This window comes from Polymorphobacter fuscus (genome assembly GCF_011927825.1).
GTDB lineage: Bacteria > Pseudomonadota > Alphaproteobacteria > Sphingomonadales > Sphingomonadaceae > Sandarakinorhabdus > Sandarakinorhabdus fusca.
Genome location: NZ_JAATJI010000001.1, coordinates 2,515,222 through 2,531,243 on the forward strand (window position 1 = coordinate 2,515,222; position 16,022 = coordinate 2,531,243).

A 16,022-nucleotide genomic window follows, 5' to 3' on the forward strand; every position below is an offset into this window, starting at 1 on the left:
GCACGATGACGCATTGCAGCGTCGGGAAATGACGTTTCTGTTATCACATTGTGACGTTGATGTTTCTTCGATCACAGAAAATCGGTGGCCGCAGCGCGCATGCTGGGCTATGCTGGCCGGATGTCGTCCGCCGTCGCCTTGCACCCCCAGCCGCTTTCCGCGGCGGAACGCGCCGCGCTCGGCACGCTGGCCGGCGCGCGCGGCCCGATGCTCGCGCAGATCGAAGCTTGGGCGGCGATCAACAGCGGCAGCCGCAATCTGGCCGGGCTCGAGGCGATGGCGACGGCGCTGCTCGCCGCGGTCGCACCCCTTGGCGGCACGGCGCGGCTGGTCGATCCGGCGCCGGCGGATGCCGTCGATGCCGCGGGCGACACCCTGGCCATCGCCCATGGCCGCAACCTCCATGTCGTCAAACGCCCCGATGCGCCGGTGCGGGTGTTGCTGACCGGGCATATGGACACGGTGTTCGGCGCCGATCACCCGTTCCAGGCGTGCCGCTGGCGCGATACCGATACCCTGGGCGGCCCCGGCGTCGCCGACATGAAGGGCGGCATCGCCGTCATGCTCGCCGCGCTGGCGGCGTTCGAGGCATCGGACGTCGCCGCCGGTCTCGGTTGGGAAATCGTCCTCAACAGCGACGAGGAAGTGTCGTCGCCGGGCTCGACGCCGCTGCTCGTCGCCGCCGCGCGCCGCTGCCATCTCGGGCTGACCTTCGAACCGGCGCTGCCCGATGGCACGCTCGCCGGCGCCCGCAAGGGGTCGGGCAATTTTTCCGCCATCGTCGCCGGCCGCGCCGCCCATGCCGGGCGCGAGCCTGAAAACGGCCGCAACGCTATCCTCGCCGCCGCCGACCTGGCGCTGCGGCTGAAGGCGCTGACCGCCGATGACCTGACCGTCAACCCGGCGCGCATCGATGGCGGCGGCCCCAACAACATCGTCCCCGACAAGGCCGTGCTGCGCTGGAACATGCGCGCTTCCACGCCCGATGCCGCCGCGCGCGCCCGCGCCTCCGTCGACACACTGGCCGCCGCGGTCGCCGCCGCGCATGACGTCGCCATCCACGTCCACGGCCATTCCGCCCGGCCGCCGAAACCGCTCGATGCCAACCAGCAGCGGCTGTTCGACCTGGTGCGCGACTGCGGCGCCGCCATCGGGCTCAGCATCGGCTGGCGCGATACCGGCGGCGTCTGCGACGGCAACAACCTCGCCGCCACCGGCCTCGCGGTCGTCGACACGCTCGGCCCGCGCGGCGGCGCCATCCATTCGGCCGACGAATTCCTCTGCGCCGACTCGCTGGTCGAACGCGCCCAGCTGGCGGCGCTGGTGCTGATGCGCGTCGCCCGGTCGGGGTGGGTGCGATGAGCTGGCGCGTCCGCCCCGCCACCGGCGCCGACCTGCCGGCGCTGCTCGATCTGGCGCGGCTGACCGGCGGCGGCTTCACCAACCTGCCGGCGGATGCGGACGCGCTGGCGGCGCGGCTGGCACTGTCCGACGCCAGTTTCGCGCGCGCCGAAGACGCGCCCGATGACGAGCTGTATATCCTCCTTCTCGAACAGACACTGACCGGCCGCATCGGCGGCTGCGGCATGGTGTTCAGCCGGATCGGTGCCCGCTGGCCCTTCTACAGCTACAAGATCGGCGTGCTCAGCCAGACCTCGGCGCATCTCGGCCGCACCTTCGCGCTGCCGTTCCTCAACCTCGTCACCGATCACGATGGCGCCAGCGAAGTCGGCGGCCTGTTCCTCCACCCGGACCTGCGCACCGGCGGGCTCGGCAAGCTGCTGGCACGGTCGCGCTACCTGTTCGTCGCGCAGCATCGGGCGCGCTTCGCCGACACCATGCTGGCGGAGCTGCGCGGCGTGCTCGATGACGACGGCCATTCGCCGTTCTGGGACGCGCTGGGCGCCAAGTTCTTCGGCATGAGCTTTCCCGAAGCCGATGCCTTCAACGCCGTCCATGGCAGCCAGTTCATCGCCGATCTGATGCCCAAGCACCCGGTCTATACGGCGTTGCTGCCCGATGCGGCGCGCGCGGTGATCGGCCAGCCGCATGCCAGCGGCCGCGGTGCGCTCGCCATGCTGCAGGCCGAAGGATTTCATTACGACAATTATGTCGACATTTTCGACGGCGGCCCGACGGTGACGGCGCGCACCGACCAGCTGCGCACGGTGCGCGAGTCGCGCAGCGCCGGTGTCACGCGCCTGTGCACCACCGGCCCGACGCCGCAGGGCAATGCCTTCACCCCGGCGCTGCTCGCCGCCGGCCGGCTGGGCGAATTCCGCGCCTGGATCGGCCACCGCGCCATCGAAGGCGAAGGCAATGTCGCATTGCCGGCGCGCGAAGCCCTCAGCCTTGGCCTCGGCATCGGAGACGCGGTCCGCCATGTCGCGATTTGAATCGACCGATCCCTGCACCGGCGCCGTGCTGTGGCAGGGCGCCGCCGGCGATGTCGCCGCAGCCGTCGCCGCCGCCCGCCAGGCGCTTCCCGGCTGGGCGACCAGCCGCCTTGCGGACCGCGTCGCCGTCGCCCGCGCCTTCCAGGCCATCGTCACCGCCCGCGCCGACGCCTTTGCCCGGCTGATCGCCAGCGAAACCGGCAAGCCGCTGTGGGAAACCCGCACCGAGGTCGCCTCGGTCGCCGCCAAGGTCGATATTTCCATCACCGCCCAGGCCGAACGCGCCGGCATGCGCAGCGGCGAGGTCGGCGGCGTGCGGCAGGTGCTGCGCCACAAGCCGCACGGCGTCCTCGCCGTGCTGGGCCCATATAATTTCCCGGCGCATTTGCCCAACGGCCATATCGTCCCGGCGCTGCTGGCCGGCAACACGGTCGTTTTCAAGCCATCGGAACTGACGCCCGCGGTCGCCGATTTCATGGCCGATTGCTGGGCGGCGGCCGGCCTGCCCGCCGGCGTGCTCAATATCGTCCAGGGCGGCGGCGACACCGGGCGCGACCTGGCCGCGGCCGATATCGACGGCCTGTTGTTCACCGGCTCGGCGCATGTCGGTGCCGCGCTGGCGCGCCAGTTCGCCGACACGCCGGGGCGCATCCTGGCGCTGGAAATGGGCGGCAACAATCCGCTGATCATCTGGGATCTCGCCGACGCTGCGCTCGATGCTGCCGCCGCGCTCATCGTCCAGTCGGCCTATCTCAGCGCCGGGCAACGCTGCACCTGCGCCCGCCGGCTGATCGTGCGTGATGGCGCGCACGCCCCGCTGCTCGACCGCGTCACCGCGCTGCTCGACCGCATCATCGTCGGTGCGCCGTTCGACGATCCGCAGCCGTTCATGGGCCCGGTCATCGCCAATCGCGCCGCCGACGGCCTCGTCGCCGGCGCCGACACGCTGGTCGCGCGCGGCGCCCGTACCCTGCGCCCGCTGACCCGCCGCGACCCCGGCCTGCCCTTCCTGCTGCCGGCGCTCTACGACGTCACCGGCGTTTCCGGCCTGCCCGATGCGGAGCTGTTCGGCCCCGTCCTGCAGCTCACCCGCGTCGCGGACTGGGACGCCGCCATCGCCGCTGCCAATGCGACGCGCTTCGGCCTGTCGGCGGGCCTCATCGGCGGCGACGCGGCGCTGTACGACCGTTTGTGGACGGCGTCGCGCGCCGGCGTCGTCAACTGGAACCGCCCGACCAATGGCGCTGCTTCCAACGCCCCCTTCGGCGGCATCGGCCTGTCGGGCAACCACCGCCCCAGCGCCTATTATGCCGCCGACTATGCCGCCTGGCCGGTCGCCAGCCTGGAAGCCGACTCGCCCGACGCGACGATCACCACCGGCCTCGGCGCATGATCGTCGAAATCAACTTCGACGGCCTCATCGGCCCCACCCACAATTACGCCGCGCTCAGTTTCGGCAACCTCGCCAGCGCATCGAATGCCGGTGCCGTCTCGCGCCCGCGCGACGCCGCGCTGCAGGGCCTCGCCAAGATGCGCTTCGCCATGTCGCTCGGCTTGACCCAGGGGTTCCTGCTCCCGCTCGATCGCCCCGATGCCGGCTGGCTGCGCCAACTCGGCTTTGCCGGCAGCGATGCGCAGGTCTGCGCCGCTGCCCATCGCGCCGATCCGCGGCTGTTCGCCCAGGCCTGTTCGGCGTCGGCGATGTGGACTGCCAATGCCGGCACCGTCTCGCCCGCCGCCGACACCGCCGATGGCCGCACCCACATCACCACCGCCAACCTGTCGCGGATGACCCACCGCAGCCTGGAGGCCGCCGCCACGGAGGCGCAGCTGCGCCGGGCCTTCGCCCACCCGGCCTTCGCCGTCCATGCCGCCGTCCCCGCGACCTTCGGCGACGAAGGTGCCGCCAACCACATGCGCCTCGCCCCCGCGCACGCCGTGACTGGCGTCGAGATCTTCGTCTATGGCGAGGAGGGCGGCACATTCCCCGCCCGCCAGAACCGCCGCGCCAGCGAGGCCGTTGCGCGCCGCCACGGCCTGGCGCCCGAGCGCACCATCTTCGCCGCGCAATCGCCCGCCGCCATCGATGCCGGCGCTTTCCACAATGATGTCGTCGCCGTCGCCAATGAACATGTGCTGTTCGCCCATGAACAGGCCTTCGCCGACCCCGACCGCCTTCATGCCGATATCCGCGCCCGGCTGCCCGGCGCGACGATCATCACCGTGCCGGCCAGCGCCGTCAGCCTGGCCGAGGCCATCCGCTCCTATCTGTTCAATTCACAGCTGGTGACCGTTCCGGACGGCAGCATGGCGCTGATCCTGCCGCAGGAGGCGCACGACTGCACCCCGGTCAAGGCCTGGCTCGACCGTCTCGTCACCGGCGACACGCCGATCCGCGCCGTCCACTATGTTCACGTGCGCGAATCGATGCGCAACGGCGGCGGTCCCGCCTGCCTGCGGCTGCGCGTCGTCGCCGACCCGGCGACGGTCGATCCGCGCTTCCTGCTCGACGACGCCCGCGCCGATCGGCTGGAGGCAGTCATAACGGCGCATTGGCCCGAAGCGATCGGGCCCGATGATCTCGGCAATCCCGACCTGTGGGCACAGGCCTGGGCGGCGCGGGCGGCCCTGATCGAACTGCAAAACTGAACCTTCACCCCCGCGAAGGCGGGGGCCCATCTCCAATTCCCGGAAATGGACCCCCGCCTTCGCGGGAGTGACGAACAACCCTGCTAAAGCGTCCGTTCGCGGCTTTCGACTTCGAACGTCTCGATCACGTCACCGGCGCGCACGTCCGACGAATCGGCGAGGGTGATACCGCATTCGAAGCCCGACTTGACCTCGGCGACATCCTCCTTGAAGCGCCGCAGCGTCGCGATCGAGCCATTGTAGATGATGACATCGTCGCGCATGACACGCGCCCGCAGCGCCTTCTTGATGAAGCCTTCGGTGACGCGGATACCTGCCGCCTTGCCGGTCTTGCCGGCCTGGAAGACATCGAGAACCAGCGCCCGCCCGACGACATTTTCGAGCAGTTCGGGGCCCAGCTGCCCGGCCATCGCCGCTTTCACTTCGTCGATCAAATCGTAGATGACGTCGTAATATTTCAGCGCCACGCCGTCGCGCTGGGCGATTTCGCGCGCCTTGGCATTGGCACGGACGTTGAAGCCGATGATCGGTGCACCGCTGGCCTTGGCCAGCGTCACATCGGATTCGGTGATGCCGCCGACCGACGACAACAGCACCTTGGCCTTGATGAGATCGGTCGAAATCTTGTTGACCGCCCCGGCAATGGCTTCCGCCGACCCCTGGGTGTCCGCCTTGATGACCAGCGGGTAAGTCTGCGCCTTCGCAGCACGCAGGACGGAGAACATCGTTTCGAGGTTCGCCGGCTCCTGCTCGATGCGCTTGGCGTTGATGACGCCGGCACGATATTCGGCGACTTCGCGGGCACGTGCCTCGTTTTCAACCACGGTCACCGGATCGCCGGCCAGCGGCACGCCGGTCAGGCCGAGGACTTCGACGGGTGTCGACGGCAGCGCCGTCTTCACCGTCTTGCCCTGGTCGTCGACCAGCGCACGCACCTTGCCCCATTCCGACCCCATCACGAAGATGTCGCCGGTCTTGAGCGTGCCGCGCCGCACCAGCACGGTCGCCAACGCGCCCTTGCCCTTGTCGAGCCGGGCTTCGATGACGGTGCCCTCGGCGGAGCGGTCAGGATTGGCCTTCAGCTCCAGGATTTCGGCCTGCAGCAGGATCTTCTCGATCAGCTCGTCGAGGCCGGTCTTGGCCGTCGCCGACACTTCGACATCCTGGACTTCGCCGCCCATCGATTCGACCTGCACGTCATATTGCAGCAGCGCCTGGCGGATCTTTTCGGCATTGGCGCCGGCCTTGTCCATCTTGTTGATGGCGACGATCATCGGCACGCCGGCGGCCTTGGTGTGCTGGATCGCCTCGATGGTCTGCGGCATGATGCCGTCATCCCACGCCACGACCAGCACGACGATGTCGGTGATCGACGCACCGCGCGACCGCATCGCCGTGAAGGCTTCATGGCCCGGCGTGTCGAGGAAGGTGATCTTGTTCTTCGACTTGGTGGTGATCTGATAGGCGCCGATATGCTGGGTAATGCCACCCGCTTCGCCGCGCACGACATTGGTGCCGCGCAAGGCATCGAGCAGCGACGTCTTGCCATGGTCGACATGGCCCATGATGGTGACAACCGGCGGGCGCTCGACCAGATGATCGTCGACATCCGCTGCGCCGACCATGCCGATTTCGACATCGGATTCCGACACGCGGACGATGTTGTGGCCGAATTCGGTCAGCACCAGCTCGGCCGTGTCCTGGTCGATCTCGTCGACGGCGGCCGATGGCACGCCCATGCGGGCGAGCAGGCGGACAACGTTCGACGTGCGCTCGGCCATGCGGTTGGCGAGTTCGGACACGGTGATGCGGTCGGGCACCGTCACGTCGCGGACCTGCTTGGCCTGCGAGCCGAGGCGGCCACGCTCCTTCTCGCGCGCCCGGCGCAGCGCCGCGAGGCTCCGCGTGCGGGTGCTGTCATCCGAATCGAGCGCGCGGGTGACGGTCAGCTTGCCCGACTGGCGACGGTCGTCGCCCAGCCGCAGCCGCGCCGGCTTGGCGGCAAGGTCGGGCTTGCGGCCGGGCAGTGCCCGAACCCGCAGCCGCTCTTCCTCCTCGTCGAGTTCGACGAGCGTCATCGGTGTTTCGGTCGCAACCGGATCGGGCCGGGTGGCGAGTTCTTCCTGCGCCAGGCGCTTTTCTTCCAGGCGCTGGCGCTCGGCCTCGGCGGCTTCGGCCTTGGCGGCTTCCTCGCGGATGCGCGCTTCCTCGGCGGCGCGCAGCCGGTCTTCCTCGGCCTGGCGCAGCAGCAGCGCCTGGCGCTCCTGCCGTGTCATCAGATCGGCCTGCACCGGGCGGCGCGGCTCGGGCGCGCGCTGGGCGGGACGGGCAGCGCCCGGGCGCGCCGCGGCCGGCGCCGGACGCGCGGGGGAAGGGGCAGGGGCCGGCGTGGGCGTTGCAACCGCCGCCGGCGCGGGCGCCGGGGCTTCGACCTTGGGCTCCGGCGGCTTCGGCGCCGGGGCGCGCTCCACCGGGCGGAACATCACCGGCGGCGGCACGACGCGGGCCGGCTCGGCCGGGGTCGCAGCGACAGGGGCCGGCGCGGCAGCAGCCGGGGCCGGCGTGGGCGCAGGCGTCGGGGCCGGCGCAGCAGCGACCGGTGCGGGCTCGGGCGCCTTGGCAACCGGCGCGGGGGTTGGCGCAGGAGCCGGTGCAGGGGTCGGTGCCGGCGCGGCAACAGGCGCCGCAACCGGCGGGGCCGGCGGCGTTTCGACCGGTGCCGGATCGCCCGGGCGGTGCAGCACGCGCGCACGCTTCACTTCCACGACGACCTGCTTGGTGCGGCCATGGCTGAAGCTCTGCTTGACCTTGCCGACTTCGACCGCCTTGTTGAGGCCGAGGGGGGCACGCATGCCGAGTTTGGGTTTGTTGTCGTCGCTCATTCTGTCGCGCCTAATGCCTTTCACCGGCAACATCGGCAACTGCCGAGTTAACCGCGTCACTCTCGTCGTCGTTTCTGTCGGTCCCGCCGCCGGAGACCATCGGCGAACCGTTGAAGGCCGCCCAGCGTTCCAGCGTCTCGATCACCCGCGCCGCGCTGGCACTGTCACCGATCGCCGCATGTACTACATTTTCGCGGCCAAGGGCCATCGACAATTGCTCGCGCCCCACCGGCAGCACGATCGAAACCGTGTCGGGAGAGGCGCCGCGCCGCCGCGCTTCCAGCTTGCTCATGCCGTCGGGCTTGGCGTCCGCCGCGTGCAGCAGCAGCCGCACCTTGCCCTTCAAAATCGCCTCGCCGACGCGCTCATGTCCCCAGATGAGGTTGCCGGACTTGTTTTCCAACCCCAGCCGGTCGAGCGCGCGGCGTTCCAGCCCGGCGGCGATCTGGTCGGGCAGGGTGTCGGGCAGTTTCAGGCTGTTCGATTTGAACGCCCGCGCCAGCGCGCCTTTCAGCTTGCCCTTCGCCAGCGCCGCTTCGAGCAACGCGCGATCGGCGACGATCCAGGCGCCGCGCCCCGGCAGCTTGGCACCGAGATCGGCCGCCACCTGGCTGTCGGGGCCGACGGCAAGCCGGATCAGCGCCGCACGGGCCCCGTGGGCGCCCGTCAGGATGCAGCGGCGCTCGGGCAGAGCGGTGCCATCGGCGCCCGTGTCGGGCGCGGCATCCGCGACTGTGATGTCGGACGTCAGATGTTCATCGTGTTCCATCCGCGGGTGCGTCCTCCGCGGCAGGGGCTTCTTCGTCAACGAACCAATGCGCGCGCGCCGCCATGATGATGCGGTTGCCGTCGTCGTCGGACAGGCCGAAGTCCTTCAGCACGCCGCTGCCCTTCGACACCAGTTCGTCGGTGGCAAGGTCGCCCAGGTCGTCGAGCGTCTTGATGCCCTTCTTGCCGAGCGCCACCAGCATGGCTTCGGTCAGCCCCTCGATCGCGGCGACATCGTCCTCGACGCCCAGTGCAACGCGTTCCTCGCGGGCAGCGGCCTCGCGGCGTTCCAGTGCCTCGATGGCGCGCTTCTGCAATTCGCCGCCCAGGTCCTCGTCAAAGCCTTCGATGCCGGCGATTTCGGACAGGTCGACATAGGCGACCTCCTCCAGCTCCGAAAAGCCTTCGGCGACCAGCAACTGCGCCAGCGTCTCGTCGACATCGAGCTCGCTTTCGAACATCGCCGACTTCTCGGTGAATTCCTTCTGGCGGCGCTCCGATTCGTCCGCCTCGGTCATGATGTCGATCTGGCGGCCGGTCAGCTGCGAGGCGAGCCGGACATTCTGGCCGCGGCGGCCGATGGCCAGCGAAAGCTGGTCGTCGGGCACCACCACATCGATGCGATTGTCTTCCTCGTCCATCACCACCTTGGCGACTTCGGCGGGCTGCAGCGCGTTGACGACGAACGTTGCGACATCGGGCGACCAGGGGATGATGTCGATCTTTTCGCCCTGCAGTTCCTGCACCACCGCCTGGACGCGGCTGCCCTTCATGCCGACGCAGGCGCCGACCGGGTCGATGCTCGAATCGCGGCTGATGACGCCGATCTTGGCGCGGCTGCCGGGGTCGCGGGCAACGGCCTTGATCTCGATGATGCCGTCATAGATTTCCGGCACTTCCTGCGCAAACAGCTTTTTCATGAAGTCGCCGGCGGAGCGCGACAGGAAAATCTGCGGCCCGCGCGGCTCGCGGCGGACGCTGGCGATCAGTGCGCGCACCCGGTCACCGGGCTTGAGCACTTCGCGCGGGATCTGCTGGTCGCGGCGGATGACGCCCTCGGCCTTGCCCAGATCGACAACAACATGGCCGAACTCGGCGCGCTTGACGAGGCCGGTGATGATCTCGCCGGCGCGGTCCTTGAACTCGTCAAACTGGCGGTCGCGCTCGGCATCGCGGACCTTCTGGACGATGACCTGCTTGGCGGCCTGCGCGGCGATGCGGCCGAATTCGACCGGCGGCAGCGGATCGACGATGAAATCGCCGAGCTTGGCCGACTTGTCCTTCTTCACCGCGTCCTTCAGCGACACCTGCTTGAAGAAATCCTCGGGCTCCTCGACGACTTCGAGGACGCGCCACAGCCGGGTTTCACCGCCCTTGGGGTCGATCTTGGCGCGAATGTCGTTCTCGGCACCATAGCGCGCGCGGGCGGCGCGCTGGATGGCGTCTTCCATCGCCTCGATGACGATGGTCCGGTCGATCGACTTCTCGCGCGCCACGGCATCGGCGATGGCGATCAGTTCGGCCCGGTTGGCGGTGACGGCAGTGGCCATGGTCTCAGTCCTCGGTGGAATCATTGTCGTTGGCGGAATCGCCTTCGACATCGCTGTCGATGTCGGGCAATTCGATCGTCTCGTCGGCGTCGCTGGCGTCCAGTGGCCGCGTCGCCTTCAACAGCGCCGGCGTCAGCACCAGCTTGGCCGCGGTGATCGCCGCCAGTGGCAGCACGATATCGCCGACACTCTTGATGGTCAGCGTCACCCTATCATCATTTCGTGCGCCGATCACCCCATGCGCGCGCGCCCGGCCATCGACCGGCGGGTCGATCTTGACCCGCACTTCATGCCCGGCCCAGCGGTCCCAGTCGGCGGTGCGCGTCAGCGGCCGGTCGATCCCGGGCGACGAAACTTCGAGCGCATATTCGCTGTCGATGGGGTCGGCTTCCTCCAGCGGCAGGTCGAGCGCCCGGCTGATCTCGGCGCACTGGCCCAGCGTCAGCTGGCCGGTGTCGCGGTCTTCCGCCATCACCTGCAGCGTCATGTCGCCGGGCTTGCCGGTCAGCTGGATGCGGACCAGGTCATAGCCGAGCTCGGCCACCACCGGAGCGATGATGGCGTTGAGCGTCGTGGCAAGGTCGGCAGGCTGCTGCAAGAAATCCGGTCCGTTTCACAAATGCGTCTGGCGGCGGTCGGGGCTGCCCCGGCCGACCTCCATGCGGTTACCCATGTAGAGATGGCTGCCATATAGGCCGCGTCGGCGTGCGGAGCAAGTGGGGCGCAGCGCAGGGGGCACCAGGCAGGTGGCGCAATGCCGCCGCTGGCGCGTTGCGGCGCCGCACGCTAGTTTGCGGCACGCCGTAGCGGCCCGCAGCCAGGAAAGTTTTGCGAATGAAGACGACATTGCGTTTCATCGGCGTCGCCGCCGTGCTGGCGATCGCCACTTCGGCCGGCGCGCAGAACACCGTCAAGGCCGGCGCCCAGACCAATACCGACGAAAAGAGCGATCTCGACAAGGTCGGCGACACGATGGAAAATATCGGCACCAGGCCGCTGAAGGACCTCAACATCATCAAGGCCAAGGTGGCGCCCGAGATCGAGGCGATCATGCAGGAGCCCTATTCGCTCAAGGGCATCCGCAGCTGCGCCCAGTTCAAGACCGCGATCAACCGGATGACGGCGGTGCTCGGCCCCGATGTCGATTCGCCGCAGACCCAGAAGGACGACAAGACGCCTGCCGAAGTAGCGCTCAGCCTCGGCGAATCGGCCGCCGGCGGCATCATCCCCTTCTCCGGCGTCATCCGCCGCCTGACCGGCGCCGAAGCCCGGCAGAAATATGCCCAGGCCGCAATCTATGCCGGATCGGTGCGCCGCGCCTATCTGAAGGGCACCGCGCGCGCCAAGGGCTGCAAGGTCTGACATCGCGCCGGGCCACCGCCGGCGCCGCCGGCGCCGCTGCGTCATCCCGCCGGCGCCCCGGCCCGACAATATGTCCATCTGGCCGCATTCCGGCCTTGCCTCCCCCGGTCATTTGCCGCCACATGCGCGGTGTGACTGCGGGGGGGATGATTGCATGCGCGTTCGATTGACGGCGGCCATATTGGCGTCGGCCCTGGTGCTGCCGGTGGCGGCGCACGCCGCCGACCATCCCGGCGAAGCGGCGTTTCGCGCGATCTACAAGGAACTCGTCGAAACCGACACCAGCCATGCCACGGGTGATTGCACCCTTGCGGCCAGGCGCATGGCGGCACGGCTGAAGGCGGCGGGCTTTGCCGATGCCGACCTCAACGTCTTTTCCCCCGAAGGCCTGCCGCTCGATGGCGGCCTCATCGCCACGCTGCCCGGCAGCGACCCTGCGCAGGGTGCGGTCATGCTCCTCGCCCATCTCGACGTCGTCGATGCCAAACGCGAGGACTGGACCCGCGACCCGTTCACGCTGGTGGAGGACGGCGGCTATTTCTATGCCCGCGGCAGCGCCGACGACAAGGCACAGGCCGCGATCTGGGTGGACAGCCTCGTCCGCCTCAAACAGGCCGGCGCGCGGCCGCAGCGCACCGTCAAGCTGCTGCTGTCGTGCGGCGAGGAATCGGGCGCGCGCATCAACAATGTCCGCTGGTTGATCGACAAGCACCCCGACTGGATCAAGGCCAGCTTCGCGCTCAACGAAGGCGGCGGCGGCGCGCTCAAGCCCGACGGCACGCCATTGGCCCTGAGCTTCCAGGCCGGCGAAAAGGTCACCCAGAATTTCCGCGTCGAAGCGACCAACCCGGGCGGCCATTCGTCGGTGCCGCGCCCCGACAATGCCATCTATGCGCTGTCGACCGCGCTGAATCGCATCGGCGCCTATGAATTCCCGATCCGCTTCAACGATGTCACCCGCGCCACCTTCACCGAAGTCGGCAAGATGACGCCGGGGCCGATGGGCGCCGCGATGCTGAAGCTGGTCGCCGACCCGACCGACGCCGCCGCCAACGCCATCGTCTCGAAGGACCCGCGCTACCGCGCGCTGCTGCGCACCACCTGCGTCGCCACCCAGGTCGAAGGCGGCCATGCCATCAACGCACTGCCGCAGCGCGCCTTTGCCAACGTCAACTGCCGGATGTTCCCCAGCGATACGCCCGCCGATGTCGGCACGCAGCTGAAGGCCGCCGTCGGCGACGCGGCCGCGACCGTCACCGCGGTGCCGCCGGTCAACCCGGTCAACGCGCCGCCGCCGCTGGCCGGCGAAGTCTATGACAAGGCGGCGGCGCTGGCGAAGACGCACTTCCCCGGCGTGCCGATCATCCCCGCCATGACCACCGGTGCCACCGACGGGCGTTTCCTCATCGCCGCCGGCGTTCCCACCTATGGCGTCCCCGGCATGTTCAGCGACGGGTCGACCAACGCCCATGGCCTCAACGAACGCATCTCGGTCAAATGGCTGATGACCGGGCGCGACTATCTCCACGATCTCGTCAAAGCCTATGCGGGGGTGAAATGAAGTCACTGTTGATCGCGGCGCTGCTCGCAGCAACGTCTGCCCCCGCTGCTGCTGCCGCCGACCATCCCGGCGAAGCCGGCTTCCGCTCGCTCTACAAGGAGCTGGTCGAAACCAACACCACCGTCTCGACGGGCAGCTGCACCCGCGCCGCCGAACGCATGGCGGCGCGGCTGAAGGCCGCCGGCTATGCCGATGCCGATATCCGCGTCTTCAAGGGACCTGAAACCGGCCCCGACGCGCGCCCGCAGGACGGCGGCCTTGTCGCCACCCTCGCCGGCAGCGACCCGAAGGCCGGCGCCATCCTGCTGCTGTCGCACCTCGACGTGGTGGAGGCCAAGCGTGCCGACTGGGAACGCGACCCCTTCGCCTTCATCGAGGAAGGCGGCTGGTTCTATGGCCGCGGCGTTTCGGACGACAAGGCGCACGGCGCGATCTTCACCGATGCGATGATCCGGCTGAAAGCCGGCAAGCCGCTGCGCCGCACGCTGAAACTGGCGCTGACCTGCGGCGAGGAAGGCGGGCCGTTCAACAGCGCCAAATGGCTCGTCGAGAACCACCGCGACTGGATCGAGGCCGATTTCGCCCTCAACGAAGGCGGCAGCGGCAAGGCCGACGCGCAGGGCAAACCGGTCAGCCTGGGCTTCCAGGCCGGCGAGAAAGTCTACCAGGATTTCATCCTCGAAACCCGCAACCCCGGCGGCCACAGCAGCCGGCCGCGTCCCGACAACGCCATCTACGACCTCGCCAACGGCCTGGCGGCGCTCGGCAAGTCGGACTTCCCGGTGCAATTGTCCGACACCACGCGCGCCTATTTCACCGAAATGGCCAAGATCAGCGGCGGCGAGACTGCCACCGCGATCCGCGCGCTGCTCGCCAACCCGCAGGACGAAGCCGCCAACGCCATCGTCAGCCGCGATCCCGGCTGGCATTCGACGCTGCGCACCACCTGTGTCGCGACGATGCTCGATGCCGGCCATGCCCGCAACGCGCTGCCGCAGCGCGCCACCGCCAACGTCAACTGCCGGATGTTCCCCGGCGACAGCGTCGAAAAGGTCCGCGGCCAGATCGTCGAACGCCTCGGCAACCCGGCGATCACCGTGACGCCGCACGAATCCGAAAACCCGGAAAAGGCCGCGCCGCCGCCGCCTCTGTCGGCGCAGGTTTATGGCCCCGCCGCCCTGCTGGCGAAAAAGCACTTCCCCGGCGTGCCGCTGATCCCGACGATGAGCACCGGCGCCACCGATGGCCGTTATCTCAACGCCGCCGGCATCGCCACCTATGGCATGGCCGGGCGCTTCGGCATGCCCGATGGCAATGGCGTCCATGGCCTCAACGAACGCATCTCGGTCGCCGGCGTCCTCGCCGAGCGTGATTATCTGTTCGATCTCATCCAGGCCTATGCCAACAGCAAGGACGGCAAATGACCTTGAAGACCCTGCTGCTCGCCGCTGTCATCGCTGCCCCCGTCATCGCCGCCCCCGCGCAGGCCCAGGCGCTACGCCCCGACCAGCTGGCGTTCCGCGACCTGTACAAGCAGCTCGTGGAAACCAACACCACCCTGTCGGAAGGCAGCTGCACCAAGGCGGCGGCGCAGCTCGCGACGCGGCTGAAGGCGGCCGGCTTCAAGGATGCCGACATCACCCTGTTCAGCACGCCCGAACACCCCAAGGACGGCGGCCTTGTCGCCATACTGCCGGGCACCGATACCGCGGCCAAACCCATCCTGCTGCTCGGCCACCTCGATGTGGTGGAGGCCAAGCGCGCCGACTGGACCCGCGACCCCTTCGTCATGGTGGAGGAGGACGGCTATTATTACGGCCGAGGAACCTTCGACGACAAGTCGCAGGCAGCGATCTGGACCGATACGCTGATCCGCTACAAGCAATCGGGCAAGGCGCCCCGGCGCACGCTCAAGCTGGCGCTGACCTGCGGGGAGGAAACCACCAACGCCTTCAACGGCGCCGACTGGCTGGCCAAGAACCGTCCCGATCTGATCGCGGCCGAATTCGCCATCAACGAAGGCGGCGGCGGCCGCTACGATGCCAGTGGCAGGCCGATGGGCATCGGCGTCCAGGTCGGCGAAAAGACCGTCCAGAATTTCCAGCTGCAGACCACCAACCCCGGCGGCCATTCGTCCGTGCCGCGCCCCGACAACGCCATCACCGACCTGTCGCGCGCCATCGTCGCGGTCAACACCCATGAATTCCCGGTGCAGTTCAACGATACCACCCGCGCCTTCTTCACCCTGATGACCAAGGCCAGCCCGGCGCCGGTCGGCACCGCCATCACCGCGCTGCTCGCCAACCCGCAGGATGCCGCCGCCAACGCCATCGTCAGCCAGGACCCGAGCTTTCATTCGACGCTGCGCACCACCTGCGTGACGACGCTGGTCGATGCCGGCCATGCCAACAATGCGCTGGCGCAGCGCGCCACGGCCAACGTCAACTGCCGGATGTTCCCCGGCACCAACCCCGAAACCACCCGCGCCGACCTCGCCGCCGCCATCGCCAACCCCAAGGTCGCGATCACGCTGACGCCGCCGATCCGCCCCGTCGCGGTGTCGCCGCCGCTCAACGAGGCGGTGCTCGGGCCGATGAAGGCGCTGGCGGCAAAGCATTTCCCTGGCGTCCCCTTCGGACTGACCATGTCGACCGGGGCAACGGATGCGATCTTCCTGTCGCCGATCGGCATCCCGACCTATGGCGCGCCGGGGCTGTTCATCGATCCCGATGGCAATGGCATGCACGGCCTCAACGAACGCATCCGCATCAAGTCGCTGATGCAGGGCCGCGACTATCTCGACGATCTCGTCCACACCCTCGCCGATTGACGCGGGCGGCCGATTAGGGGTGGC

Annotated in this window: 12 protein-coding genes; 8 read left to right on the forward strand and 4 right to left on the reverse strand. The window is 68.9% G+C overall.

Annotated elements, in window-relative coordinates:
• Nucleotides 1-120: 120 nt before the first annotated feature.
• From GGQ62_RS12035 to GGQ62_RS12050, 4 genes are read left to right on the forward strand one after another with little or no spacing between them, the layout of a single operon-like run.
• Nucleotides 121-1,362 (forward strand): hydrolase, encoded by a 1,242-nt coding sequence (locus GGQ62_RS12035; RefSeq protein WP_152577690.1) that lies wholly within the window; start codon nt 121-123, stop codon nt 1,360-1,362.
• Nucleotides 1,359-2,396, forward strand: a complete 1,038-nt coding sequence (locus GGQ62_RS12040) for an arginine N-succinyltransferase (RefSeq protein WP_167649608.1) — start codon at nt 1,359-1,361, stop codon at nt 2,394-2,396. Before GGQ62_RS12035 ends, GGQ62_RS12040 begins: the two co-directional genes overlap by 4 nt.
• On the forward strand, nt 2,383-3,789 hold the full coding sequence (astD, locus tag GGQ62_RS12045; RefSeq protein WP_152577110.1) for a succinylglutamate-semialdehyde dehydrogenase: 1,407 nt from the start codon (nt 2,383-2,385) through the stop codon (nt 3,787-3,789). Before GGQ62_RS12040 ends, astD begins: the two co-directional genes overlap by 14 nt.
• The gene (locus tag GGQ62_RS12050; RefSeq protein ID WP_152577109.1) at nt 3,786-5,045 is read left to right on the forward strand and encodes an N-succinylarginine dihydrolase; all 1,260 of its coding nucleotides are present in this window, start codon (nt 3,786-3,788) and stop codon (nt 5,043-5,045) included. The genes astD and GGQ62_RS12050 overlap by 4 nt, the downstream gene beginning before the upstream one ends.
• A gap of 83 nt (nt 5,046-5,128) precedes the next feature.
• On the opposite strand, the gene infB is transcribed toward GGQ62_RS12050, so the two are convergent.
• From infB to GGQ62_RS12070, 4 genes are read right to left on the reverse strand one after another with little or no spacing between them, the layout of a single operon-like run.
• Nucleotides 5,129-7,927: a translation initiation factor IF-2 gene (infB, locus tag GGQ62_RS12055; RefSeq protein ID WP_207791813.1), complete on the reverse strand. Its 2,799-nt coding sequence runs from the start codon at nt 7,925-7,927 to the stop codon at nt 5,129-5,131.
• 10 nt (nt 7,928-7,937) lie between these two features.
• Nucleotides 7,938-8,696 carry a DUF448 domain-containing protein gene (locus tag GGQ62_RS12060; RefSeq protein ID WP_152578553.1) on the reverse strand — a complete coding sequence of 253 codons (759 nt, stop codon included), beginning with the start codon at nt 8,694-8,696 and terminating at the stop codon, nt 7,938-7,940.
• A complete protein-coding gene (gene nusA / locus GGQ62_RS12065) occupies nt 8,683-10,245 on the reverse strand; it encodes a transcription termination factor NusA (protein WP_152578554.1) in 1,563 nt (520 codons plus the stop codon). Before nusA ends, GGQ62_RS12060 begins: the two co-directional genes overlap by 14 nt.
• A 4-nt stretch (nt 10,246-10,249) precedes the next feature.
• Nucleotides 10,250-10,843 (reverse strand): LSm family protein, encoded by a 594-nt coding sequence (locus GGQ62_RS12070; protein ID WP_152578555.1) that lies wholly within the window; start codon nt 10,841-10,843, stop codon nt 10,250-10,252.
• A gap of 236 nt (nt 10,844-11,079) precedes the next feature.
• On the opposite strand from GGQ62_RS12070, the gene GGQ62_RS12075 reads away from it, so the two are divergent.
• The 4 genes from GGQ62_RS12075 (at nt 11,080) to GGQ62_RS12090 (ending at nt 15,998) form a co-directional block, all read left to right on the forward strand.
• The gene (locus GGQ62_RS12075) at nt 11,080-11,607 is read left to right on the forward strand and encodes a hypothetical protein (protein ID WP_152578556.1); all 528 of its coding nucleotides are present in this window, start codon (nt 11,080-11,082) and stop codon (nt 11,605-11,607) included.
• A gap of 154 nt (nt 11,608-11,761) precedes the next feature.
• Entirely contained in the window at nt 11,762-13,168 is a 1,407-nt protein-coding gene (locus tag GGQ62_RS12080) for a M20/M25/M40 family metallo-hydrolase (protein ID WP_152578557.1), read from the forward strand.
• Nucleotides 13,165-14,592, forward strand: coding sequence for a M20/M25/M40 family metallo-hydrolase (locus tag GGQ62_RS12085; RefSeq protein WP_167649610.1), 1,428 nt, complete (start codon nt 13,165-13,167; stop codon nt 14,590-14,592). Before GGQ62_RS12080 ends, GGQ62_RS12085 begins: the two co-directional genes overlap by 4 nt.
• A complete protein-coding gene (locus GGQ62_RS12090; protein ID WP_167649611.1) occupies nt 14,589-15,998 on the forward strand; it encodes a M20/M25/M40 family metallo-hydrolase in 1,410 nt (469 codons plus the stop codon). The genes GGQ62_RS12085 and GGQ62_RS12090 overlap by 4 nt, the downstream gene beginning before the upstream one ends.
• The last annotated feature ends 24 nt before the right edge of the window (nt 15,999-16,022 follow it).

Bases quoted from the DNA above. Each gene is read 5' to 3' on its own strand.
- GGQ62_RS12075 (WP_152578556.1), top strand. From the start codon at position 11,080: ATGAAGACGACATTGCGTTTCATCGGCGTCGCCGCCGTGCTGGCGATC.
- GGQ62_RS12080 (WP_152578557.1), top strand. From the start codon at position 11,762: ATGCGCGTTCGATTGACGGCGGCCATATTGGCGTCGGCCCTGGTGCTG.
- infB (WP_207791813.1), bottom strand. From the start codon at position 7,927: ATGAGCGACGACAACAAACCCAAACTCGGCATGCGTGCCCCCCTCGGC.
- GGQ62_RS12085 (WP_167649610.1), top strand. From the start codon at position 13,165: ATGAAGTCACTGTTGATCGCGGCGCTGCTCGCAGCAACGTCTGCCCCC.
- GGQ62_RS12035 (WP_152577690.1), top strand. From the start codon at position 121: ATGTCGTCCGCCGTCGCCTTGCACCCCCAGCCGCTTTCCGCGGCGGAA.
- GGQ62_RS12090 (WP_167649611.1), top strand. From the start codon at position 14,589: ATGACCTTGAAGACCCTGCTGCTCGCCGCTGTCATCGCTGCCCCCGTC.
- GGQ62_RS12050 (WP_152577109.1), top strand. From the start codon at position 3,786: ATGATCGTCGAAATCAACTTCGACGGCCTCATCGGCCCCACCCACAAT.
- astD (WP_152577110.1), top strand. From the start codon at position 2,383: ATGTCGCGATTTGAATCGACCGATCCCTGCACCGGCGCCGTGCTGTGG.
- nusA (WP_152578554.1), bottom strand. From the start codon at position 10,245: ATGGCCACTGCCGTCACCGCCAACCGGGCCGAACTGATCGCCATCGCC.
- GGQ62_RS12060 (WP_152578553.1), bottom strand. From the start codon at position 8,696: ATGGAACACGATGAACATCTGACGTCCGACATCACAGTCGCGGATGCC.
- GGQ62_RS12040 (WP_167649608.1), top strand. From the start codon at position 1,359: ATGAGCTGGCGCGTCCGCCCCGCCACCGGCGCCGACCTGCCGGCGCTG.